The organism is Pseudomonas sp. NPDC088444 (genome assembly GCF_044900175.1).
Taxonomy (GTDB): Bacteria; Pseudomonadota; Gammaproteobacteria; order Pseudomonadales; family Pseudomonadaceae; genus Aquipseudomonas.
Window position 1 is genome coordinate 60,201 of sequence record NZ_JBJDNK010000007.1, and the last position, 18,330, is coordinate 78,530.

Annotated in this window: 18 protein-coding genes; 9 read left to right on the forward strand and 9 right to left on the reverse strand. The window is 60.5% G+C overall.

From position 1 onward, the window contains the following. Positions 1 to 222: 222 nt before the first annotated feature. From ACI2KB_RS15110 to ACI2KB_RS15125, 4 genes are all read right to left on the reverse strand, one after another. Positions 223 to 1,575: an imelysin family protein gene (locus tag ACI2KB_RS15110; protein WP_404635825.1), complete on the reverse strand. Its 1,353-nt coding sequence runs from the start codon at positions 1,573 to 1,575 to the stop codon at positions 223 to 225. Positions 1,576 to 1,874: 299 nt separating this feature from the next. Beyond that, a complete protein-coding gene (locus ACI2KB_RS15115; protein ID WP_404635827.1) occupies positions 1,875 to 3,926 on the reverse strand; it encodes a putative bifunctional diguanylate cyclase/phosphodiesterase in 2,052 nt (683 codons plus the stop codon). Positions 3,927 to 4,223: 297 nt separating this feature from the next. Continuing rightward, complete coding sequence (locus tag ACI2KB_RS15120; protein ID WP_108236952.1) at positions 4,224 to 4,820, reverse strand: superoxide dismutase; 597 nt, start codon at positions 4,818 to 4,820, stop codon at positions 4,224 to 4,226. A gap of 318 nt (positions 4,821 to 5,138) precedes the next feature. Continuing rightward, a complete protein-coding gene (locus ACI2KB_RS15125; RefSeq protein ID WP_404635829.1) occupies positions 5,139 to 5,741 on the reverse strand; it encodes a LysE/ArgO family amino acid transporter in 603 nt (200 codons plus the stop codon). A gap of 109 nt (positions 5,742 to 5,850) precedes the next feature. Between ACI2KB_RS15125 and ACI2KB_RS15130 the strand changes: the two genes are divergently transcribed. The 3 genes from ACI2KB_RS15130 to ACI2KB_RS15140 all read left to right on the forward strand — a co-directional run bounded on the left by ACI2KB_RS15130 (position 5,851) and on the right by ACI2KB_RS15140 (position 8,807). Next, a complete protein-coding gene (locus ACI2KB_RS15130; RefSeq protein ID WP_404635831.1) occupies positions 5,851 to 6,750 on the forward strand; it encodes a LysR family transcriptional regulator ArgP in 900 nt (299 codons plus the stop codon). Between the two features lie 116 nt (positions 6,751 to 6,866). After that, positions 6,867 to 7,865, forward strand: a complete 999-nt coding sequence (locus ACI2KB_RS15135; protein WP_404635833.1) for an NAD-dependent epimerase/dehydratase family protein — start codon at positions 6,867 to 6,869, stop codon at positions 7,863 to 7,865. A gap of 81 nt (positions 7,866 to 7,946) precedes the next feature. Beyond that, positions 7,947 to 8,807, forward strand: a complete 861-nt coding sequence (locus tag ACI2KB_RS15140; protein WP_404635835.1) for an ATPase — start codon at positions 7,947 to 7,949, stop codon at positions 8,805 to 8,807. A 215-nt stretch (positions 8,808 to 9,022) separates the two neighbouring features. Here ACI2KB_RS15140 and ACI2KB_RS15145 read toward each other — a convergent pair whose 3' ends face one another. From ACI2KB_RS15145 to ACI2KB_RS15155, 3 genes are all read right to left on the reverse strand, one after another. Next, on the reverse strand, positions 9,023 to 10,072 hold the full coding sequence (locus tag ACI2KB_RS15145; protein ID WP_404635837.1) for an alkene reductase: 1,050 nt from the start codon (positions 10,070 to 10,072) through the stop codon (positions 9,023 to 9,025). A 78-nt stretch (positions 10,073 to 10,150) separates the two neighbouring features. Further along, the gene (locus ACI2KB_RS15150) at positions 10,151 to 11,317 is read right to left on the reverse strand and encodes an MFS transporter (RefSeq protein ID WP_404635839.1); all 1,167 of its coding nucleotides are present in this window, start codon (positions 11,315 to 11,317) and stop codon (positions 10,151 to 10,153) included. A gap of 35 nt (positions 11,318 to 11,352) precedes the next feature. Next, entirely contained in the window at positions 11,353 to 11,655 is a 303-nt protein-coding gene (locus ACI2KB_RS15155) for an ArsR/SmtB family transcription factor (protein WP_404635841.1), read from the reverse strand. Positions 11,656 to 11,879: 224 nt separating this feature from the next. On the opposite strand from ACI2KB_RS15155, the gene ACI2KB_RS15160 reads away from it, so the two are divergent. Beyond that, positions 11,880 to 12,476 carry an ACP phosphodiesterase gene (locus tag ACI2KB_RS15160; RefSeq protein WP_404635843.1) on the forward strand — a complete coding sequence of 199 codons (597 nt, stop codon included), beginning with the start codon at positions 11,880 to 11,882 and terminating at the stop codon, positions 12,474 to 12,476. On the opposite strand, the gene ACI2KB_RS15165 is transcribed toward ACI2KB_RS15160, so the two are convergent. Then, positions 12,437 to 13,243: a lysophospholipid acyltransferase family protein gene (locus ACI2KB_RS15165; protein WP_404635845.1), complete on the reverse strand. Its 807-nt coding sequence runs from the start codon at positions 13,241 to 13,243 to the stop codon at positions 12,437 to 12,439. The genes ACI2KB_RS15160 and ACI2KB_RS15165 overlap by 40 nt on opposite strands. Next, positions 13,243 to 13,998 carry an L-ornithine N(alpha)-acyltransferase gene (olsB, locus tag ACI2KB_RS15170; RefSeq protein WP_404635847.1) on the reverse strand — a complete coding sequence of 252 codons (756 nt, stop codon included), beginning with the start codon at positions 13,996 to 13,998 and terminating at the stop codon, positions 13,243 to 13,245. Before olsB ends, ACI2KB_RS15165 begins: the two co-directional genes overlap by 1 nt. A gap of 374 nt (positions 13,999 to 14,372) precedes the next feature. On the opposite strand from olsB, the gene ACI2KB_RS15175 reads away from it, so the two are divergent. From ACI2KB_RS15175 to ACI2KB_RS15195, 5 genes are all read left to right on the forward strand, one after another. Further along, the gene (locus ACI2KB_RS15175; protein WP_404635849.1) at positions 14,373 to 15,455 is read left to right on the forward strand and encodes a serine hydrolase domain-containing protein; all 1,083 of its coding nucleotides are present in this window, start codon (positions 14,373 to 14,375) and stop codon (positions 15,453 to 15,455) included. Further along, entirely contained in the window at positions 15,452 to 15,790 is a 339-nt protein-coding gene (locus ACI2KB_RS15180) for an amidase (protein ID WP_404635851.1), read from the forward strand. Before ACI2KB_RS15175 ends, ACI2KB_RS15180 begins: the two co-directional genes overlap by 4 nt. A 72-nt stretch (positions 15,791 to 15,862) precedes the next feature. Then, on the forward strand, positions 15,863 to 16,444 hold the full coding sequence (locus ACI2KB_RS15185; RefSeq protein WP_404635853.1) for a YceI family protein: 582 nt from the start codon (positions 15,863 to 15,865) through the stop codon (positions 16,442 to 16,444). 2 nt (positions 16,445 to 16,446) lie between these two features. Continuing rightward, complete coding sequence (locus tag ACI2KB_RS15190; RefSeq protein ID WP_404635855.1) at positions 16,447 to 17,604, forward strand: phosphatidylserine/phosphatidylglycerophosphate/cardiolipin synthase family protein; 1,158 nt, start codon at positions 16,447 to 16,449, stop codon at positions 17,602 to 17,604. Between the two features lie 133 nt (positions 17,605 to 17,737). After that, positions 17,738 to 18,319, forward strand: coding sequence for a DJ-1/PfpI family protein (locus tag ACI2KB_RS15195; RefSeq protein WP_404635857.1), 582 nt, complete (start codon positions 17,738 to 17,740; stop codon positions 18,317 to 18,319). Positions 18,320 to 18,330 lie beyond the last annotated feature (11 nt).

Genomic DNA, 18,330 nt, shown 5'->3' on the forward strand with positions numbered 1-18,330 from the left:
TCCTCCTGGATGGGATGGGGTCAAGGAAGTGACCATGATCAAGGGCGAGTAAAAGGCGTTCAATCCGACAGAGTGAGAACAGGAAATGCCCTACAGAACTTACGGATCGGTCTCTGGGAGGGACCTGTTTTGCGGGGCATTTGAGGGGTTTCAGAGGCCCAAAAAAGAAGGCCGACCCACGAATGGGTCGGCCTTTTTCTGGTGCTTTACCGAACGCGCCGATCAGAACTCGTGATCGGCGTTGTCCGGGTTCAGGTCGGTGATGCCCAGCTTGCCTGCCGCCTGCTCGATGGCGCCTGTCTGCTTGACCAGTGCCGCGATGGCGTCGCGAACGACTTGGTTGCCTGCCGTGTTGCCTGCGGCAATCAACTGGTCGAAGTGCTCGCCTTTATTGGCGTGATCAACGATGACTTGCAGCTTGGCCTGGGTGTCATCCAGATCGGTGCGCAGGGTAGTGTCGGTTGCCGCGTCGGCCTTGGCCACCAGCGACGACAGGCTCGGGCCGCTGACCTTGCTGCCATCTACACGGGTGTATTCGCCCAGGTAGACGTTGCGGATGCCCAGGCCGTTGTAGAAGTGCGAGTTGTGAGTGTTGTCGCTGAAGCAATCGTGTTCGTCTTCGCTGGAGTTGGCTTCCAGTGCCACCTTCATGCGTTCGCCCGCCAGTTCGCCCAGTGAGAGGCTGCCCATGCCGAACAGCATTTTGCGCAGGCCACTTTCCGCCGGTTCGGCTTCCAGGGTGGCGCGGTAGTTGTCGGCAACGCCCGGTTTCCAGTTATTGACCATCTCTTCGAGGTCGCTGACCAGCAGATCGGTAGCAGCCTTCAGGTAGGCGCGACGACGGTCGTTGTGGCCGCCAGTGCCGCCTTTGCCATCGATGTAGTCGCTGGCAGGGCGTTCACCCGCGCCGGGACCGGTGCCGTGCAAGTCCTGGCCCCAGAGCAGGAATTCAATGGCGTGGTAGCCGGTGGCAACGTTGGCCTCTGAACCGCCCAGCTCGTTCAGGCTGGCGAGTTTCTGCGGCGTGATTTCGGTGACGTCGACCTTGTCTTCGCCGACCTGGATCGATTTGTTGGCGATGATGTTGGCGGTGGCGCCCGGGTTGCCCAGCGCGTGTTGATAGTCCTTGGCGACGTAGTCGATCAGGCCTTCGTCCAGTGGCCAGGCGTTCACCTGACCTTCCCAGTCATCGATGATGGTGTTGCCGAAGCGGAAGACTTCGGTCTGCATGTACGGCACGCGAGCGGCGAGCCAGGCATCGCGAGCGGCTTTAAGGGTTTGATCGTTCGGCGTTGCAAGGAATGTGTCGACGGCGGTGCTGAGGGCTTTCGCAGTGGATTCGGCGTCGCTGAAGGCGGCGTACACCATGCTCGCGTAGTTGGCGACCACCGCCTTGGCGGCTGCATCGCTGGTCTGGGCGGGCGCGGCGGCCGGGGCAGCGGCTGGTGCTGGCGCGGAAGCGGCGGGGGCCGGCGTTGGTGCGGCGGCAGCGGGCTTGTCCTTGCCTTGGTCACAACCGGCCAGAGCGATAGCGAGGGCCAGCAGACTGGCAGTAGCCAGGGGCTTACGAATCATGACGGAATCCTGCGTCGAAAGGGGGAGGGGAACGGTGGCGAACGCCAAAAAAAGCTGCGACATAATGCGAAAGATTTGCATTCTGTGTAAAGGCAAAACGCCCTGATGCGGGCGATGAGATATTTCAAGCTGTTACAAGAACATTCGCGACAAAAAGTGCCCGCAACACCAAACGCTCTCGCTCTTCATAGACAAATAGTCGAGACACCGCTGAACGCGACATGGGCGTCGGCGTGAAGGGACCTCGGCAATGCCGAGGCCAAATCAGGAGCCAGCGGTTTTCCTCAAGGAGAGATCGGCTACAGAACGCCGACGTGGGTGCGATGGGATTGTTTCAGGTACGACAGCAACTCCCGGGCAGGCAGCGGCTTGCTGTAGAAATAGCCCTGACCCTCGTGGCAACCCTCGGAAATGATGTACGCCTCTTGCTCAGTGGTTTCCACACCTTCTGCAATGACCTGCATGCCAAGGCTTTTGCCCAACTGAATGATGGCGCGCACGATGGTGGCGTCGTCATCGTCGTCGATCAGGTCCTGAACGAAGCTCTTGTCGATCTTGATCTTGTCCAGCGGCAAGCTTTTGAGATAGCTCAGCGAGGAATACCCGGTTCCGAAGTCATCGATCGCAATCAACGCCCCGGAGCGACGCAGGCTGAGCAGGTGTTGAGCGGCGGTGCTGATGTCTTCCATCAGGCCGGTTTCCGTCACCTCCAGTTCAAGGCTGCGCGGCGGCAGACGGTAGATCTGCAACAGGTTGTTCACCACGCGGGGTAACTCAGAGTGGTGCAGTTGCACGGTGGACAGGTTCACAGCCATGCGCAGTTCGGTGAAGCCTTGATCGTGCCATTCGCGCAGTTGTTTACAGGCCTGATCCAACACCCATTCGCCAATCGCGATGATCGTGCCGTTCTGTTCGGCCAGTGGAATGAACTGATCCGGCGGCACGAAGCCGTGTTCGGGGTGAATCCAGCGAATCAGTGCCTCAACGCCCACTACACGCTGGTCCCGGTAGCTGATCTGTGGCTGGTAGACGAGATGGAACTGATTGCGCACCAAGGCTTCGCGCAGGTCTTTTTCCAGTTCTCGGCGGCGGCGCATTTCGCTGTCGACGCTGGCGATGTAGAACTGGTATCGATTGCGTGAGCGGGTCTTGGCCAGGGTCATGGTCTGTTCTGCTTTTTGCAGCAGCTTTTCGGTGCTGTCGCCATCTTCCGGGAACAGGGTGATGCCGATGGTGGCCCGCAGACGGATGTCTTCGCCTTCTACCGCGAAAGAGGCTTCCAGATCGTCGAGGATGCTTTGCGCCAGCTCGGCCGCTTCGTAGGGCTGTTCGATATCGGCCTGAACCAGCGCGAACTGGTCGCCGCCCAAGCGAGCCAGTGCGCCCAGACGTCCGCTATGAGCGCGCAGACGGTCGGCCAGCGCCAGCAATAACTGGTCGCCCGCTTGATAGCTGAACTGCTCGTTGATGCCTTTGAAGTCATCCAGACCAACGCACAGCACGGCTACTCGGTGTTGCACGCGACCGGCATCGACCAGAATCTTGTCCAGTTGGGTTTGCAGTTGTTGGCGATTGGGCAGGCCGGTCAGGAAGTCGTATTGGGCCATGCGCTGGAGGCTGGATTCGGCCTCATGACGCAAGTGGGTGTTGCGCTCGATGGAGGCCAATAGCTGGTTGGCGGTGGTGACCCAAATCCCCAGTTCGTTCTTTTCATGGCCTTTGAGCAGGGGGAGTTGATGCTCGCTGGGGCGGTCGGGGTTGATGCTGATCAGGTGTTCGATGATGCGCGACAGCGGTTTGGTGAGTAGCCAGTGATACACCAGATACAGCACCATCCCCATGGCCAGTGCACGCAACACGCCGGAAACGAAGATGATCATTGAATTGACCAGAAAGCCTTCACCGTAGGTGGCCGTGTCGAGGGTGATGCGCAGGTCGCCGTAGTATTCGCTGTAGGGGCTGCGACCGACCAGTTGCGTGGTGAAGCTGCGTTCCTGTCCGAGAATCGGATCGGTCAGCCAGCGGGTGGGGGACGATTTGAGATCGCGGGTCTTTTCGGCGAGAAGGGTTTCGTTAGGATGGCCAATGGATGCCATGCGCACGGCCTTGTCCTGGAACAGACCTTCGATGACCTGCATGCCCATTTCCCGATCCAGGCTATAGACAGCCTGAGTCGACGGGTCTCGGAACATGTCCAGAATCCGCTCGGCGTCTGTGGCGACGGCTTGCCGGGTTTTGTAGGCGTCATAGACGATTTGCGCGCAACTGAGCACAACGCCCACGACCAGCGCCGACAACAACACCACACGCAGCAGCTTCACCGACAAGCTGTTTTTGAGTTCCAGCTTCAAATGGCCATTCCTTCATCCATGCTGATAGCGGGTGACGTAACAAGCATTGGCAATACAGCGCCCGGGGTCAAGGTTTTGAAACACCCTCGACCTGTTTCATTCAGGTAACGATTTCACAGGGGCAATCTTGGCTATCAGTACTGTGTCGGTAAACAGAGGGCGGAACTTGAGCCTCGTTTCGTCGATTCTGACCGAACCTGATATTAGTCCGCTATCGTGGCCTGACAATACATAAAGGACGAATAGAAGGCGAAAAAAAACCCGGACAGGCCGGGCTTTTTTCATTGGGTGCGCAAATCAGGCAGTGAACGCCTTGCCTTCGAACTGCTCAGCGACGAACTTCCAGTTCACCAGGTTCCAGAACGCCTCGACGTATTTTGGACGCAGGTTACGGTAGTCGATGTAGTACGCGTGTTCCCAGACGTCGCAGGTCAGCAGCGGGGTGTCGCCGTTGGTCAGCGGGTTGCCTGCGCCGATGGTGCTGGCCAGCGCCAGGGAGCCGTCAGCTTTCTTCACCAGCCAGCCCCAGCCGGAGCCGAAGGTGCCGATGGAGGTTTTGCTGAACTCTTCCTTGAACTTGTCGAAGGAGCCGAATGCAGCGTTGATGGCGTCAGCCAGTGCACCGGTAGGCTGGCCGCCAGCGTTTGGCGCCAGGCAGTTCCAGTAGAAAGTGTGGTTCCAGACCTGGGCTGCGTTGTTGAAGATACCGCCCGAGGAAGACTTGACGATTTCTTCCAGTGTCTTGCCTTCGAACTCGGTGCCTGGGACCAGGTTGTTCAGGTTCACGACGTAGGTGTTGTGGTGTTTGTCGTGGTGGTATTCCAGCGTTTCCTTGGAGATGTGCGGTGCCAGAGCGTCATGAGCGTAAGGCAGCGGCGGCAATTCGAAAGCCATGGTAATTCTCCTAATCAGGTCAGGTTGCGGTTAGCGCAAGGCCGATCACGGACGGCCAGACAGAATACGCCGGCGAGTTTTTACTCTTTGCGGCGCAGGGGCTGGATCATAGCACCGGCCCCGGCCCATAACCACGCAACAACTGTGTGGGATAGAGGTTCCAGAGGTTTGCAGGGGAAATGATGAAAAGCGGTGGCACGCTGATCTCTGTGGGAGCCGGCTTGCTGGCGAAGGCGGAGTGTCAGGCGGCTCATTCGTCACAGATCCACCGCATTCGCCAGCAAGCCGGCTCTCACAGGGGCGTGTTGGGCGCCGTATTTAAGCCGTGCGAATCAACTGCACCGCCACACTGAACATCATCACCGCCACCATCAGATCCAGCAGACGCCAAGTGGCGGGGCGGGCGAGCCAGGGCGCCAGCCAGGCTGCGCCAATCGCCAGCGTCGAGAACCACAACAGCGATGCGCTGGCGGCGCCCGCGACATACGCGCCGGGCTCGGTCTGTTGAGCGCCCAGAGACCCGATCAGCAAAACGGTATCCAGATAAACGTGCGGGTTGAGTAGCGTCACCGCCAGTGCTGTCAGCAGGACCGCGCGACGCGAGCGCTGGCCGGTGACGTCCCCCTCTTGCAGACTTTGCGGGGCCAAAGCACGGCGCAGCGCCTTGGCGCCGTACCAGAGCAGAAACACCACACCGCCCCAGCGCGCCACGGCAAGCAATGTCGGGTTATGCGCCAGCACGTTGGCCAACCCGAACACTCCGGCAGCCACCAGCACCACGTCGCACAGAATGCACAGCACCGCGACGGACAGGTGATGCTCACGACGCAGGCTTTGCGCCAGCACATAGGCGTTTTGCGTGCCGATGGCCATGATCAGGCCGAACGCGACCAACAGTCCGTTGAGGTAGCTTTGCCACATGATGTCTTGCTCCGTGAGTCAGGTGTTGCGATGAAAAGAGTGTGGCGATTGTCGAGGGATCGGCGGTATAAGAAAAACCAATAATGCTGATCGCTCATTAGGAAAATTGATGTTCGATTACAAACTGCTCGCGGCCCTTGCGGCGGTCGTGGAACAAACGGGGTTCGAGCGTGCCGCTCAGGTGTTGGGGCTGTCGCAATCGGCGGTGTCCCAGCGCATCAAACTGCTGGAGGCGCGGGTCGGCCAGCCGGTGCTGGTCAGGGCCACGCCACCGACACCGACGGAAATCGGTCAGCGCCTGCTCAACCACGTGCAGCAGGTTCGGTTGCTGGAGCGTGACCTGCAAAGCGTCGTCCCTGCGCTTGACGAAGGCGGTGCGCCTGAACGATTGCGCATTGCGCTCAACGCCGACAGCCTCGCGACCTGGTGGGCACCGGCGGTAGGGGACTTCTGCGCCGAGCATCACTTACTGACCGATCTGGTGATTGAAGATCAGGATGTCGGCCTCAAGCGCATGCGCGCAGGAGAGGTCGCCGCTTGTCTGTGCGCCAGCGAACGGCCTGTCGCCGGGGCCAGAAGCCTGTCGCTGGGCGCCATGCGCTATCGTGGTTTGGCCAGCCCCGCATTCATCGCTCGGCATTTCCCGAACGGGGTGACGCCTCAGGCGCTGGCGCGCACGCCCGCGTTGGTGTTTGGCCCTGACGACTTTCTGCAACATCGCTACATGGCGTCGTTGGGGGTTGATGGCGGTTTCCAGCACCATTTGTGCCCGTCGTCCGAAGGCTTCATGCGCATGACCGAGGCGGGCATGGCCTGGGGGCTGGTGCCTGAGATGCAGGTTCGCGAGCAATTGGCGGCTGGCAAGCTGGTGGAGTTGTTCGCGGATCAGTGGGTGGATGTGCCTTTGTACTGGCATCATTGGCGCAACGGTGGGCAACTGTTGACGCAGTTGACCGAGCATTTGGCGAAAAAAGCCGGGCAATGGCTGGTGCCGCTGAGCGAGCAGTGAACGTCAACGTGTGATTCACGCAAATCCCTGTAGCAGTCCGGCTTGCCGACGGTAGCGATTTTGATGACGCCGCCGCCGGCAAGCCAGGCTGCTACAGACGTAAAACGGAGCGGTAAATGAAGATTCTGGTCACCGGCGCAAGCGGCTTCATCGGCGGACGCTTTGCGCGTTTTGCGTTGGAGCAGGGGTTGAGCGTCCGGGTCAACGGCCGTCGCCCGCAAGGCGTTGAACATCTGGTTCGACGGGGGGCCGAGTTCATTCAAGGCGATCTGAACGACGCCGAACTTGTGCAGGCTCTGTGCGACGACGTCGAAGCCGTGGTGCATTGCGCCGGTGCGGTCGGCACCTGGGGAAAGCATCAGGATTTCCTGCAAGGCAACGTTCAGGTCACCGAAAACGTCGTTGAGGCCTGCCTCAAGCGGCGAGTGCGACGGCTGGTGCACCTGTCGTCGCCTTCGATCTATTTCGACGGCAAGTCGCACCTCGATATTCGTGAAGAGCAGGTGCCCAAACGTTTCCACAACCACTACGCTGCTACCAAGTACCTGGCGGAGCAGAAGGTGTTCGGTGCCGAAGAGTTCGGTCTGGAAGTGATTGCCTTGCGCCCGCGCTTCGTCACCGGGGCCGGGGACAACAGCATCTTTCCACGGCTGATGCAGATGCAGAGCAAGAAGCGTCTTTCGATCATCGGCAACGGCTTGAACAAAGTCGACTTCACCAGCATTCAGAACCTCAACGAAGCATTGCTCAGCAGCCTGCTGGCGACCGGCTCGGCTTTGGGCAAGGCGTACAACATCAGTAATGGTGCGCCGGTTCCGATCTGGGACGTGGTCAATTACGTGATGCGCAAGATGGAGCTGCCGCCCGTCACGCGCTATCGCTCCTATGGCCTGGGCTACAGCGCCGCTGCGATCAACGAGGCTGCGTGCCTGCTCTGGCCCGGTCGACCTGAACCGACGCTGTCGAGAATCGGAATGCAGGTCATGAGCCGAGATTTCACGCTTGATATCAGCCGCGCCCAGTATTATCTGGATTACCAGCCCAAGGTCAGCGTCTGGACCGCGCTCGACGAGTTCTGCGGCTGGTGGAAAGCGACACACGGTACGGCGCTGTAAAACAGCCGACGATTCGGATGGTCCTAACGTTCGGTGGACAGCCTCCACCCTCAAGATTCAATGGATTTCAAAGGGAAACCCATGCGCAAAGACCCCTATGACGACGTCGATGACATTCCGAGCCTTAGCGCCAAAGACGATGACGACGATTTCATCCCCACCGCCGGTGCCCGTGAGCGTACGACGGTGTATTCGCGGACCACACCGGTCGTGAAAGTCAAAGCGCCAGGATCAGGTGCTTTGTGGGCGCTGATTGGCGCGCTGCTGATCGCGTTCTGCGGCTTGGCCTGGTGGAGCTTTCAGCAGATCTCGTTGATGGAACAGCAGTTGGTGGCCACTCAGGAAAGCTTCGCGCGGATCAGTGAAGAAGCTGCAGGCCGTCTGCAGGACATTTCCGGCAAGTTCAACGCCAGTGAGTCAGAAGCCAATAGCGGCGGCGCAGCGCTGAAAGCTCAGATCAAGCAGTTGCAGGACCAATTGGCCGATCAGAGCAAACAGCAACAAGGCGTGGCTGGATTGCAGGGCGGCCTGGACAAGCGGTTGGAGCAGATTGCCAGTCAGACGGCCCAGCAGCAGGCAACCAATCAGCAGTTGCAAGATCAGCTCAAGACCGTGGCCACTGAACTGGCCGCACTGAAAGCGGCGATGCCGGACGGAAAGTCAGCCAAGGCCGAGCAGGACTCGCTGGACGCGCAAATCAAGAGTTTGTCGGCAGACGTGGCGAACCTGAAGAAGAACAACAACAGCCAGGCGATCGAGCGACTGGAGCAGGACATGATCGTGCTCAAGAGCGAGCAGGACAATCGTCCGGCGCAGGCAGCTTCCTCGGGCGCGAGCACCCAGGAATTCGATGCATTCCGTGGGCAGATGACGCGTAACCTGAACACCTTGCAGAGCCAGATTCAGACGTTGTCGCAGCAGATTAATGCGCGGGGGCAGTGAGCGGGTTTTTTGATGTGGGAGATTCTAGGGGGGCTGGCCAGCCTTTTCGTCAGCAAGGCGGCTCCCACTTCGATTGCGTCGAATTCAGATTTTTTGTTCGACGCTGAAATTATGGGAGCCGGCTTGCTGGCGAATGCGGGGGTTCAGACAACATCGAGGTGCCTGACCTTCCTCGTTCGCCACCAAGGCGGCTCACAGGTTCCGCGTTGTCTGAATTACAACGTCGGATAATCCAGATACCCCACCGGACCCTTGCCGTAGAACGTTTCTGGGTGCGGCTGGTTCAGTGGTGCATCCTTGGCCAGACGCGCAGGCAGGTCAGGGTTGGCGATGAACGGCACGCCGAAGGCGACTGCGTCGGCTTTGCCGCTGGCCAGCCAGGCGTTGGCGCTTTCCTTGGTGAACTTCTCGTTGGCGATGAACACGCCGCCAAAGGCTTGCTTCAGGCGTGGCGCCAGGCTGTCGTCCAGTTCACGTTCGCGAGCGCAGATGAACGCGATGCCGCGTTTGCCCAACTCCGACGCCACGTAGGTGAAGGTTTCGGCCAGGTTGTCGTCGCCCATGTCGTGGGAGTCGGCACGAGGTGCCAGGTGCACACCAACGCGGCCAGCGCCCCAGACTTCTACCGCCGCATCGGTCACTTCCAGCAGCAGACGCGCACGGTTTTCCAGCGAGCCGCCGTAGGCGTCGGTGCGCTGGTTGGTGCTGCTTTGCAGGAACTGATCGAGCAGGTAACCGTTGGCGCCGTGGATTTCCACGCCGTCGAAACCAGCGGCTTTGGCGTTTTCCGCACCGACACGATAGGCCTCGACGATGTCGGCGATTTCAGCGGTTTCCAGTGCCCGTGGCGTTGGGTAATCCGACAGCGGACGCACCAGGCTGACGTGACCTTTTGGCCGGATGGCGCTTGGCGCGACCGGCGCTTCACCGTTCAGGTAGATGGGGTGAGACACACGGCCCACGTGCCACAGTTGCAGCACGATCTTGCCACCTGCCGCATGAACGGCCTTGGTGATGTTGCTCCAGCCGCGCACTTGGTCGTTGGACCAGATGCCGGGAGTATCCGGGTAGCCTACGCCCATTGGTGTCACCGAGGTGGCTTCGCTGATGATCAGGCCCGCCGAGGCGCGCTGTACGTAGTACTCGGCCATCATCGCATTGGGCACGCGCCCTTCGTCCGCGCGGCAGCGGGTCAACGGGGCCATGATGATTCGGTTGGCCAGGTCCAGTTCGCCGACCTTGATCGGGTCAAAAATCGTGGTCATCGGGAATATCCTCAATGCTGTCAGTAAAGGGTGAATCCGCAGTGGTTAACGCATGCGTTCAGCGCTGACTCTTGAGGCTCAGTTCGCTACCGCAGCCAGCTCGGCATCGCCGCGCTGACGGAAAATGATCAGGGTGACCAGCAGGGCCAGTACCGCCAAAGCGCCTGCGGCCAGTGGCACGCTGGTCAGACCGAAGCCGTGGGCGATGACGCTGCCGCCGACCCAGGCCCCCAAGGCGTTGCCGACGTTGAAGGCACCGATGTTCAGGGTCGACACCAGGTTCGGTGCGTCCTTGCCGAAGGTCACGACATTGATCTGCAAGGCCGGGACCGCCGCGAAGCAGGCGACAGCCCAAAGGAACAGCGTCACCTCGGCGGGGATCAGTGCAGCGCTGGTCCAGCTCAGAACCGTCGAAACAACGGCCATGGTGATGAACACGCCGATTAGCGTGGCGGCCAGACGCCGGTCTGCCAGCTTGCCGCCGATGATGTTGCCGACGGTCAATCCAAGGCCGATGAGCATCAGGGTCCAGGTCACACCGCGAGGCGAAACCCCGGTGACGTCGCCCAGCAGTGGCGCCACGTAAGTGAAGAGCGCGAACACCGACGCAGAAAACAGCGCCGTCATGCTGAGGGACAGCCAGATTCCGGCGCCCTTGAGCATCGCCAGCTCGGCGCGCATGTCGAGTTTCTCTTCGTCGTGTTTATTGGGCAGGAAGCGCACCAGACCGATGAAGGCGATCACGCCGATCACGGTCACAGCAAAGAACGTCGAACGCCAGCCCGCCTGTTGACCCAGCGCTGTGCCCAGTGGCACGCCTAGCACGTTGGCCAGGGTCAGACCGGTGAACATCAGGGCGACGGCCGAGGCTCGACGGTTGGCCGGAACCAGACCGGCGGCCACCACCGAGCCGATGCCGAAGAACGCGCCATGGCACAGGGCGGTGATGACGCGGGCGAGCATCAGCACGTTGTAATCGGAGGCCACGGCGCACATCAGATTACCGATGATGAAGATGCCCATCAGTGTGATCAGCGCAGCCTTGCGCGGCAGGCGGGAGGTGGCCATGGCCATGAACGGCGCGCCGATGGCAACGCCCAGCGCATAGCCGGTCACCAACCACCCGGCGCCAGGAATGCTCACGCCGAGGTCGGCGGCGACGTCGGGCAACAGGCCCATGATGACGAACTCGGTCGTGCCGATGGCGAAGGCGCTCAGGGCCAGAATAAGTAGCGAAAGAGGCACGGTGCGTCTCCTGAATCTGTAGGGGAACGGTCAGCTCAGAGCTGCTTGTTCAGTTCCTGCAAAAACGCCTGAATGACGTCTTCGTTGCGTTTGAAGAAGTGCCACTGCCCGTGCTTTTTGCTGGTGATCAGCCCGGCACGTTGCAGTTGCGACAGATGGGCAGAAACCGTCGATTGCGAAAGCCCGGCGCGTTGGTCGATCTGACCGGCGCAGACGCCGCCTTCGAAACTGTGCGTTTGGTCCGGGAAGCAGGTCGCAGGGTCTTTGAGCCAGTCCAGAATCTGACGGCGAACCGGGTGCGCCAGGGCTTTTATTATTTCGTCGAGGTCGATAGGCATGTCGTTCTCAAGGGTGTGTAGCGGTATATCGCGATAGGGCGAACCATATATCTGTAAATCGCGATATACAAATATGAATGCGTGATAAGGAAGTCGAAAATCGGTATATCGGGTTATAACGATATTCGTACTGCCTTCATTTGCAGTCCATTGAAACGCGATCCTCGTAGCAGCACGGCCGGGCGGCTACAGGGATTGCGCTGCACTCTGATACATTCCTCTCCATGAACTACCTCGCACACCTCCACCTTGGCGGTCAAACGCCTGCGCAATTGCTCGGCAGCCTGTACGGCGATTTCGTCAAAGGGCTGCTGCCGGGGCGTTTTCCTGCGGACATCGAGGACGCCATTCGTCTGCACCGACGCATCGACGCCTTTACTGACTCCCATCCCGTCATCAAACAGGCCATGGCGCGCTTTCCGGCAGAGCGCAGGCGTTACGCGGGGATCGTACTGGACGTGTTTTTCGATCACTGCCTGGCACGAGACTGGGCGCACTATGCCGACGAACCGCTGGAGATTTTCACCGGCAAGGTCTACCGCGTGCTGGCGGACGAACCGCAATTACCCGAACGTCTGGCGCTGATCGCCCCGCGCATGGCTGCGCAGGACTGGCTGGGTTCGTACGTGGAGTTCGAGGTGGTGGGCAACGCGTTGGCGGGGATTTCCAGACGCCTGTCGCGCCCCGAAGGGTTGGTCGGCGCCATGCAGGAATTGCAGGCGCTTTATCGACCATTGAGTGAGGATTTCAGCGTGTTCTATCCCGAACTTCAGGCATTCGCTCAGGCGGCTTTGGCCGCCGGGCGGGCGCCATCAGGCTGAGCCGTCTCGCTTGGCTGATCCGCTTCGCCAAACAGCGCCACCTGAACCGCCTGCTGGGCTTCGAACGCCAGGGCTGCGCGTTCTTTGTCATGCGGCTGAATCGGGGTCAGCAACTGAATGTGCACCTCGCTCACCTCGTTGGCGAACAGGCGGCACAAGTGGGAGAGCAGATCGTCATCGCCAATGAACGGCGCGATCTGATCCGGCCTGCCGTCTCGCAGGTACTGGATCGCCACCGGTTGCAGTGGGGTGCTCGTTTCAATCGCGCTCGACAGTAAGCGGCCATGGAAGGTGCGCAGGCTGCGACCGTCGGTGGTGGTGCCTTCGGGGAAGATCACCAGCGAGTGCTTGCTCAGCAAATGCTGCCCCATCTGTTTCTGGATCAATTTGCTGTCGCCCGAACCGCGACGGATGAACAGTGTGCCAGCCTTTAGTGCCAGCCAACCGGCGACAGGCCAGGTGCGCACTTCGGCCTTGGACAGAAACGACAGTGGGGCGAGCATGCCCAGCAGCGGGATGTCGGTCCACGAAACATGGTTGGAGACCCACAACATTGGCTGATCGGGCAGTTTGCCGCTGACCTTCACGCGGAAGGGCAGAGCGGCGGTCAGGCGCGCCATGAACCAACTGGTCCAGCGCTGACGACGAGCCATGGACGCGCCGATGCTCATACGTTCCATCAGGGCGAAGGTGCCCGCAATGGTCAGGCCCAGACCGATGACCCACAACACGCGAATGACGCGCGCATGACTGCGCAGGGCGCCCATCACACGGCTGCCTTGAAGTGGCGGGCGTAGCGCGGGCAGAGTTCGTCGCGCTTGAGCAGGATGAACACGTCGGCGACCTGAAAGTCTTCGTCCCAGCACGGCTCGCCGCAGATCTTCGCGCCCAGACGCATGTAGGCCTTGAGCAGCGGCGGCATTTCGCAGATGACGTTGTTCGGCAGGTCCAGATTCGGCAACGGGTTCTTCGGCTCGGCGCGCAGGTGCTCTGTGCTCAGGTAACGTTCGCGCAGACGCTGCATGATTGCCTGGGCCTGAATGCCGCCGTCCTGCATCGGAATGCTGGCGCAGCCCATCAGGTAGCTGTAGCCGCCTTCGTTGAGGACTTCAGCCAGTTCGCTCCACAGCACTGCGATGGTGCCGCCGTTGCGGTAGGCCGGGTCGACGCAGGTGCGGCCCAGTTCCAGGATTGGGCCTTGCAGATGGCCGAGGCCATGCAGGCTGAATTCTTCTTCGCTGTAGAACCGGCCCAACGTGTTGGCGGCCTTGTGGTCCAGCAGGCGAGTGGTGGCGACCAGGCGACCGCTGTTCAGGTCACGTACGCCGATGTGCATGCAATGGATGTCGTAATCGTCGATGTCCAGGCCCAGCTCGGCGCCTTTGAGTTTTGCGTTGAATTCGCCACTGAACACGCTGAAGCGCAAAGCCTGTGCTTCCTGCAGGGCTTGGGTGCCGATCAGGCGTTCAGCCTGCAGACGGCGGTCGGAGCTGGAGTCTCGAATACTGGCGATCTGAGTCATGTGGCGTCTCCGTGGGCCAGCCCTGGTCCAGGCCGGTCGACTGATTATTCGAAGCATTGCTGTACGAATGCAGGCTAGGGAGGGCCGATGTCATGACCATTAAGCTTTGGTGATGGTTGCGTGACAGGGCGGACGGAGGGTGTGTGCCTACGTTTATGAACCGACGTAGATCATCTTGTGGGAGCGAATTCATTCTGGGCGGCTTCCGACGATGGCGTCGGCACACGCGACATTGATTTCGCCTGACACGCCGCATCGCGAATGACTTCGCTCCCACAAGGTGAACAGCGTTTGTCGAAGAAGATGTGTTGGCCTCCACGCGTTGTCATCATCCCCTGCTAGGGTTCTGGGCAACCTGCGTTCGAGACCCCTTCATGAGCCGTCTGTTGTTCGTTTTCTTGCTGTTCGCCAATGTGGCGTTTGCCGAGAGCTGGCCTGACCCCGAGTGGCCCGTTCACCCTCTTGCACAGAGCGCTGCCCTAAAGGATCTGGAAACCTACGCCTTCCCACCTCGCGACGAACAGGAGCGCAAAGGCATCCGCACCGACGCGCTGTTGATCATCCGCAACGGTGAAGTGGTCTACGAACGCTACGCAGGCGTGACGACCGCCCAGACGCCGCACCTCACCTGGTCCATCAGCAAAAGCATTCTGGCGACCGTGCTCGGCGTGGCCTTCGGCGAGGGGCATTTCAAGCTCGATGATCCAGTGGCGAAGTTCTATTCGCCGTTCAGCGCCCACCCCGATATTCGCCTTCAAGACCTGCTGCACTGGGCCTCGGGCCTGGACTGGCAGGAAGACTACGAATACGCACCGCTCAATTCCTCGGTGGTCGCGATGCTCTACACCCGTGGGCGCGGCGACATGGCGCGCTACACCGCTGAGCACAAGGTAACCAGCGCTCCCGGCACCTCGTATCGCTATTCCAGCGGCGACAGCACGGTGTTGGCCGCCGCGTTGAAAGGCATGGTGGGCGACACGGCCTATGCCGATTACCCGTGGACGGCCTTGTTCGACCCGCTGGGCATCACAAGTGCGGTATGGGAGACGGATGCCACCGGCACGTTCGTGGGTTCGTCCTACGCCTACATGACCGCTCGCGACCTGGCGCGCATTGGCCTGCTGATGCAACGCGGTGGCGCCTGGCAAGGTCGCCAGTTGTTGCCCAAAGCGTGGATCGATTTCAACGTCACGCCGTTCGCATTCCCGAATGCCACGGGTGAAGCCCCCGGTGGCCAGTGGTGGCTGAACCGTAAAGCAGGCAGTCAGCCCGGACCTTGGCCAGACGCGCCGCCCGATACGTTTGCCGGGCTTGGGCATTGGGGCCAGGCGCTGTACGTGGTTCCGAGCAAGGGATTGGTCATCGTGCGCTACGCCGATGACCGGGACGGCACCTACGACCACAATCAGTTGCTGAAACGAGCGTTGCATGCCGTGCTCGGGGAGGGTGCCCAATGAACGCGGGCAAAGGCTTCATTCGACGTCGCCCATTCAGCAGCCTCGCGATCCTGCTGCTGTTTTTCCTGTGCGCCGTGCTCTGGGTCTGGCGAGTGCCATTGCAGGTGTTCCCAAGCATCATCAGCGCCTACACCGCCAAGGAATATTGTTCCTGCCGTTATGTGATGAACAACCCGGTGGACTATTGTCAGCGGTACGTGAAGCAGTGGCTGCCCAGCACGTTGTCGGAAAGTGCCAGCGACAAGCGCATCACTGCCACCGGCATGGGCCGGGAGAGCACAGCGCAATGGCAAGGTGCGCGTCAGGGCTGCCAATTGTTGCCCCCGGTGCCGTAACGGCGAACATCCCCATTTGCCTGCGGTCTGACAGCCGGATAAGGTTTGTCCCATCGCGCATCTGGAGTTCCCATGCCCTTACGTTCTCGCCTGCTGCTGGCCTCGCTTGCCGCCTTGGCGTTGCCTGCTCAGGCGAACTGGTATCTGGATAACGAGTCGTCGCGGCTCTCGTTCATCTCTACCAAGAACGCTGACATTTCCGAGGTGCATCGCTTCCTCAATCTGCACGGCAAGGTCGACCCGAAAGGCGTGGCGGAGCTGGAAGTGGAAATGGACTCGGTGGCCACCGGCATCCCTTTGCGCGACGAGCGCTTGCGCAGGCAGTTGTTCGACGTCAAGCAATTCCCCGAAGCGAAAATCACCGCACAACTGGACATGCGTCCTATCAACGCGCTGGCCCCCGGCGCGCAATTGGAACTGCGCCTGCCGCTGAAGGTGCAAATGCATGGGCAGTCGCAAAGCTACAGCGCTGAACTGTTGGCCACGCGGCTGGATGACCGCCGCTTTCAAGTGGTGACGCTGGAGCCGCTGGTGCTGCACGTCGAGGATTTCGGTTTGCTGCCGGGCCTCGACAGTCTGCGCAAAGTGGCTGATCTGTCGGCCATCGGCTTTTCGGTGCCCGTCGGTGCCGTGTTGATCTTCACGGCGCGCTGACCATGAGAGGCGCGATCTTTCCGTGGCGTGACGACAACCAGTTCAACCTGATGATCGACGGGCCTGCGTTCTTCCCACGCATGCTCGCGGCCATCGATGCCGCGCAGCAGCAGGTGGAACTGGAGTTGTATCTGGTAGAGGCGGGGGCGTGCGCCGAGGCGGTCGTGCAAGCGCTGGTCAATGCCGCTCGGCGTGGCGTCATCGTGCGTTGCCTGTTCGATGATTTCGGGTCGCTGGCCTTCACCTTGAGTTTGCGCACACGCCTGACCGACGCCGGGGTGATTCTGCGTTTCTACAATCGCGTGCATTGGCGTCGCGGCATCCGTAATTTCTACCGAGATCATCGCAAGCTGCTCTTGGTCGACAAGGAACTGGCGGTGGTGGGCGGTACCGGGGTGACAGACGAGTTCTGGCGCCCCGATCATGACGTCAGCGAGTGGCACGAAGTGATGGTGGAGATTCGTGGCCCCTTGGTACTCGACTGGCAAGCCCTCTTCGACCGCCAGTTCCACGCCAACCCCCGACGTCGCGCCTGGCGTCCGGCGGAAAATTTCGGCCTGCCGCGCTTGCCGAAAGCCCCGGTCAGTGGCCAGGGTCTTGGGCGCGTGGCTTATGCCGATTCGCGCCAGCATCGAGACATTCTGCAATCACTGATTCGCGCGCTGAGCACCAGCAAAAAACGCATCTGGCTGGCGACTCCCTATTTCTTGCCCACCTGGAAAGTCCGCCGCGCATTGCGTCGCGCTGCGGCCCGAGGCGTCGACGTGCGCCTGCTGCTCACCGGCCCGCGCACCGACCATCCCTCGGTGCGCTACGCCGGGCATCGCTACTACCCCCGCTTGCTCAAGGCCGGGGTGAAAATCTTCGAATACCAACCGTGCTTCCTGCATTTGAAAATGGTGTTGGTGGACGACTGGGTCAGTATCGGCTCGTGCAACTTCGATCATTGGAATTTGCGCTTCAACCTTGAGGCGAATCTGGAGGCGATTGACCCGGGATTGACTCAAGCGGTGGCTGAGAGCTTTGAGCGCGATTTTCTGGTCAGCCACCAGGTCAGTCTGGAGGCGTGGCAGGCTCGTCCGCTGTGGAGTCGCGTCAAGCAGCGGGTGTGGGGTTGGGTGGATCGGTTGGTGGTCAATGCGTTGGATCGGCGGGGATAAACGTCGCGCAGCTCCTTTTCCTGCTACAGATGCCAACGTGCATTTCTCTGTGTAGTACTACGCTGTTACCTGCGGGGGAAATATCCCACCGATACTTTCGGCTAAAGGACTCTCTCACTGGAGGACATCGCACATGGCAGCCAAGAAAATCCTCATGCTGGTCGGCGATTACGTCGAAGACTACGAAGTGATGGTGCCGTTTCAGGCGCTACAGATGGTCGGCCACACCGTTCATGCCGTTTGCCCCGGCAAGAAGAAAGGCGAGGTCATTCGCACAGCCATTCACGACTTCGAAGGCGATCAGACCTACAGCGAAAAGCGCGGCCATAACTTCGGGCTGAATTTCGATTTCGACAGCGTCAAATCCGCCGACTACGACGCGCTGCTGGTGCCCGGCGGCCGTTCGCCTGAGTACCTGCGGCTCAATGCCCGTGTGTTGGAACTGGTGCGCGAGTTTGGTCGCGACAACAAGCCCATTGCTGCTGTTTGCCATGGCCCACAATTGTTGGCTGAAACCGGGGTGCTCAAGGGCAAGTCGTTGAGTGCCTACCCCGCATGCGCGCCCGAGGTCAGGCTGGCGGGGGGCGAATACGTCGAGATCGGCATGGAAGAGGCGCACACAGACGGCAATCTGGTGACCGGCCCGGCGTGGCCTGCCCACCCGGCGTGGTTAGCGGCGTTTTTGAAGCTGCTGGGCACTCAGATCATTCTTTGACAGAAGGCAAT

What these genes read in the sequence shown, in the direction of transcription:
- ACI2KB_RS15140 (WP_404635835.1), top strand. Translation starts at nt 7,947, where the DNA reads ATGCGCAAAGACCCCTATGACGACGTCGATGACATTCCGAGCCTTAGC.
- ACI2KB_RS15130 (WP_404635831.1), top strand. Translation starts at nt 5,851, where the DNA reads ATGTTCGATTACAAACTGCTCGCGGCCCTTGCGGCGGTCGTGGAACAA.
- ACI2KB_RS15135 (WP_404635833.1), top strand. Translation starts at nt 6,867, where the DNA reads ATGAAGATTCTGGTCACCGGCGCAAGCGGCTTCATCGGCGGACGCTTT.
- ACI2KB_RS15160 (WP_404635843.1), top strand. Translation starts at nt 11,880, where the DNA reads ATGAACTACCTCGCACACCTCCACCTTGGCGGTCAAACGCCTGCGCAA.
- ACI2KB_RS15175 (WP_404635849.1), top strand. Translation starts at nt 14,373, where the DNA reads ATGAGCCGTCTGTTGTTCGTTTTCTTGCTGTTCGCCAATGTGGCGTTT.
- ACI2KB_RS15180 (WP_404635851.1), top strand. Translation starts at nt 15,452, where the DNA reads ATGAACGCGGGCAAAGGCTTCATTCGACGTCGCCCATTCAGCAGCCTC.
- ACI2KB_RS15145 (WP_404635837.1), bottom strand. Translation starts at nt 10,072, where the DNA reads ATGACCACGATTTTTGACCCGATCAAGGTCGGCGAACTGGACCTGGCC.
- ACI2KB_RS15125 (WP_404635829.1), bottom strand. Translation starts at nt 5,741, where the DNA reads ATGTGGCAAAGCTACCTCAACGGACTGTTGGTCGCGTTCGGCCTGATC.
- ACI2KB_RS15155 (WP_404635841.1), bottom strand. Translation starts at nt 11,655, where the DNA reads ATGCCTATCGACCTCGACGAAATAATAAAAGCCCTGGCGCACCCGGTT.
- olsB (WP_404635847.1), bottom strand. Translation starts at nt 13,998, where the DNA reads ATGACTCAGATCGCCAGTATTCGAGACTCCAGCTCCGACCGCCGTCTG.
- ACI2KB_RS15120 (WP_108236952.1), bottom strand. Translation starts at nt 4,820, where the DNA reads ATGGCTTTCGAATTGCCGCCGCTGCCTTACGCTCATGACGCTCTGGCA.
- ACI2KB_RS15185 (WP_404635853.1), top strand. Translation starts at nt 15,863, where the DNA reads ATGCCCTTACGTTCTCGCCTGCTGCTGGCCTCGCTTGCCGCCTTGGCG.
- ACI2KB_RS15165 (WP_404635845.1), bottom strand. Translation starts at nt 13,243, where the DNA reads ATGGGCGCCCTGCGCAGTCATGCGCGCGTCATTCGCGTGTTGTGGGTC.
- ACI2KB_RS15195 (WP_404635857.1), top strand. Translation starts at nt 17,738, where the DNA reads ATGGCAGCCAAGAAAATCCTCATGCTGGTCGGCGATTACGTCGAAGAC.
- ACI2KB_RS15190 (WP_404635855.1), top strand. Translation starts at nt 16,447, where the DNA reads ATGAGAGGCGCGATCTTTCCGTGGCGTGACGACAACCAGTTCAACCTG.
- ACI2KB_RS15110 (WP_404635825.1), bottom strand. Translation starts at nt 1,575, where the DNA reads ATGATTCGTAAGCCCCTGGCTACTGCCAGTCTGCTGGCCCTCGCTATC.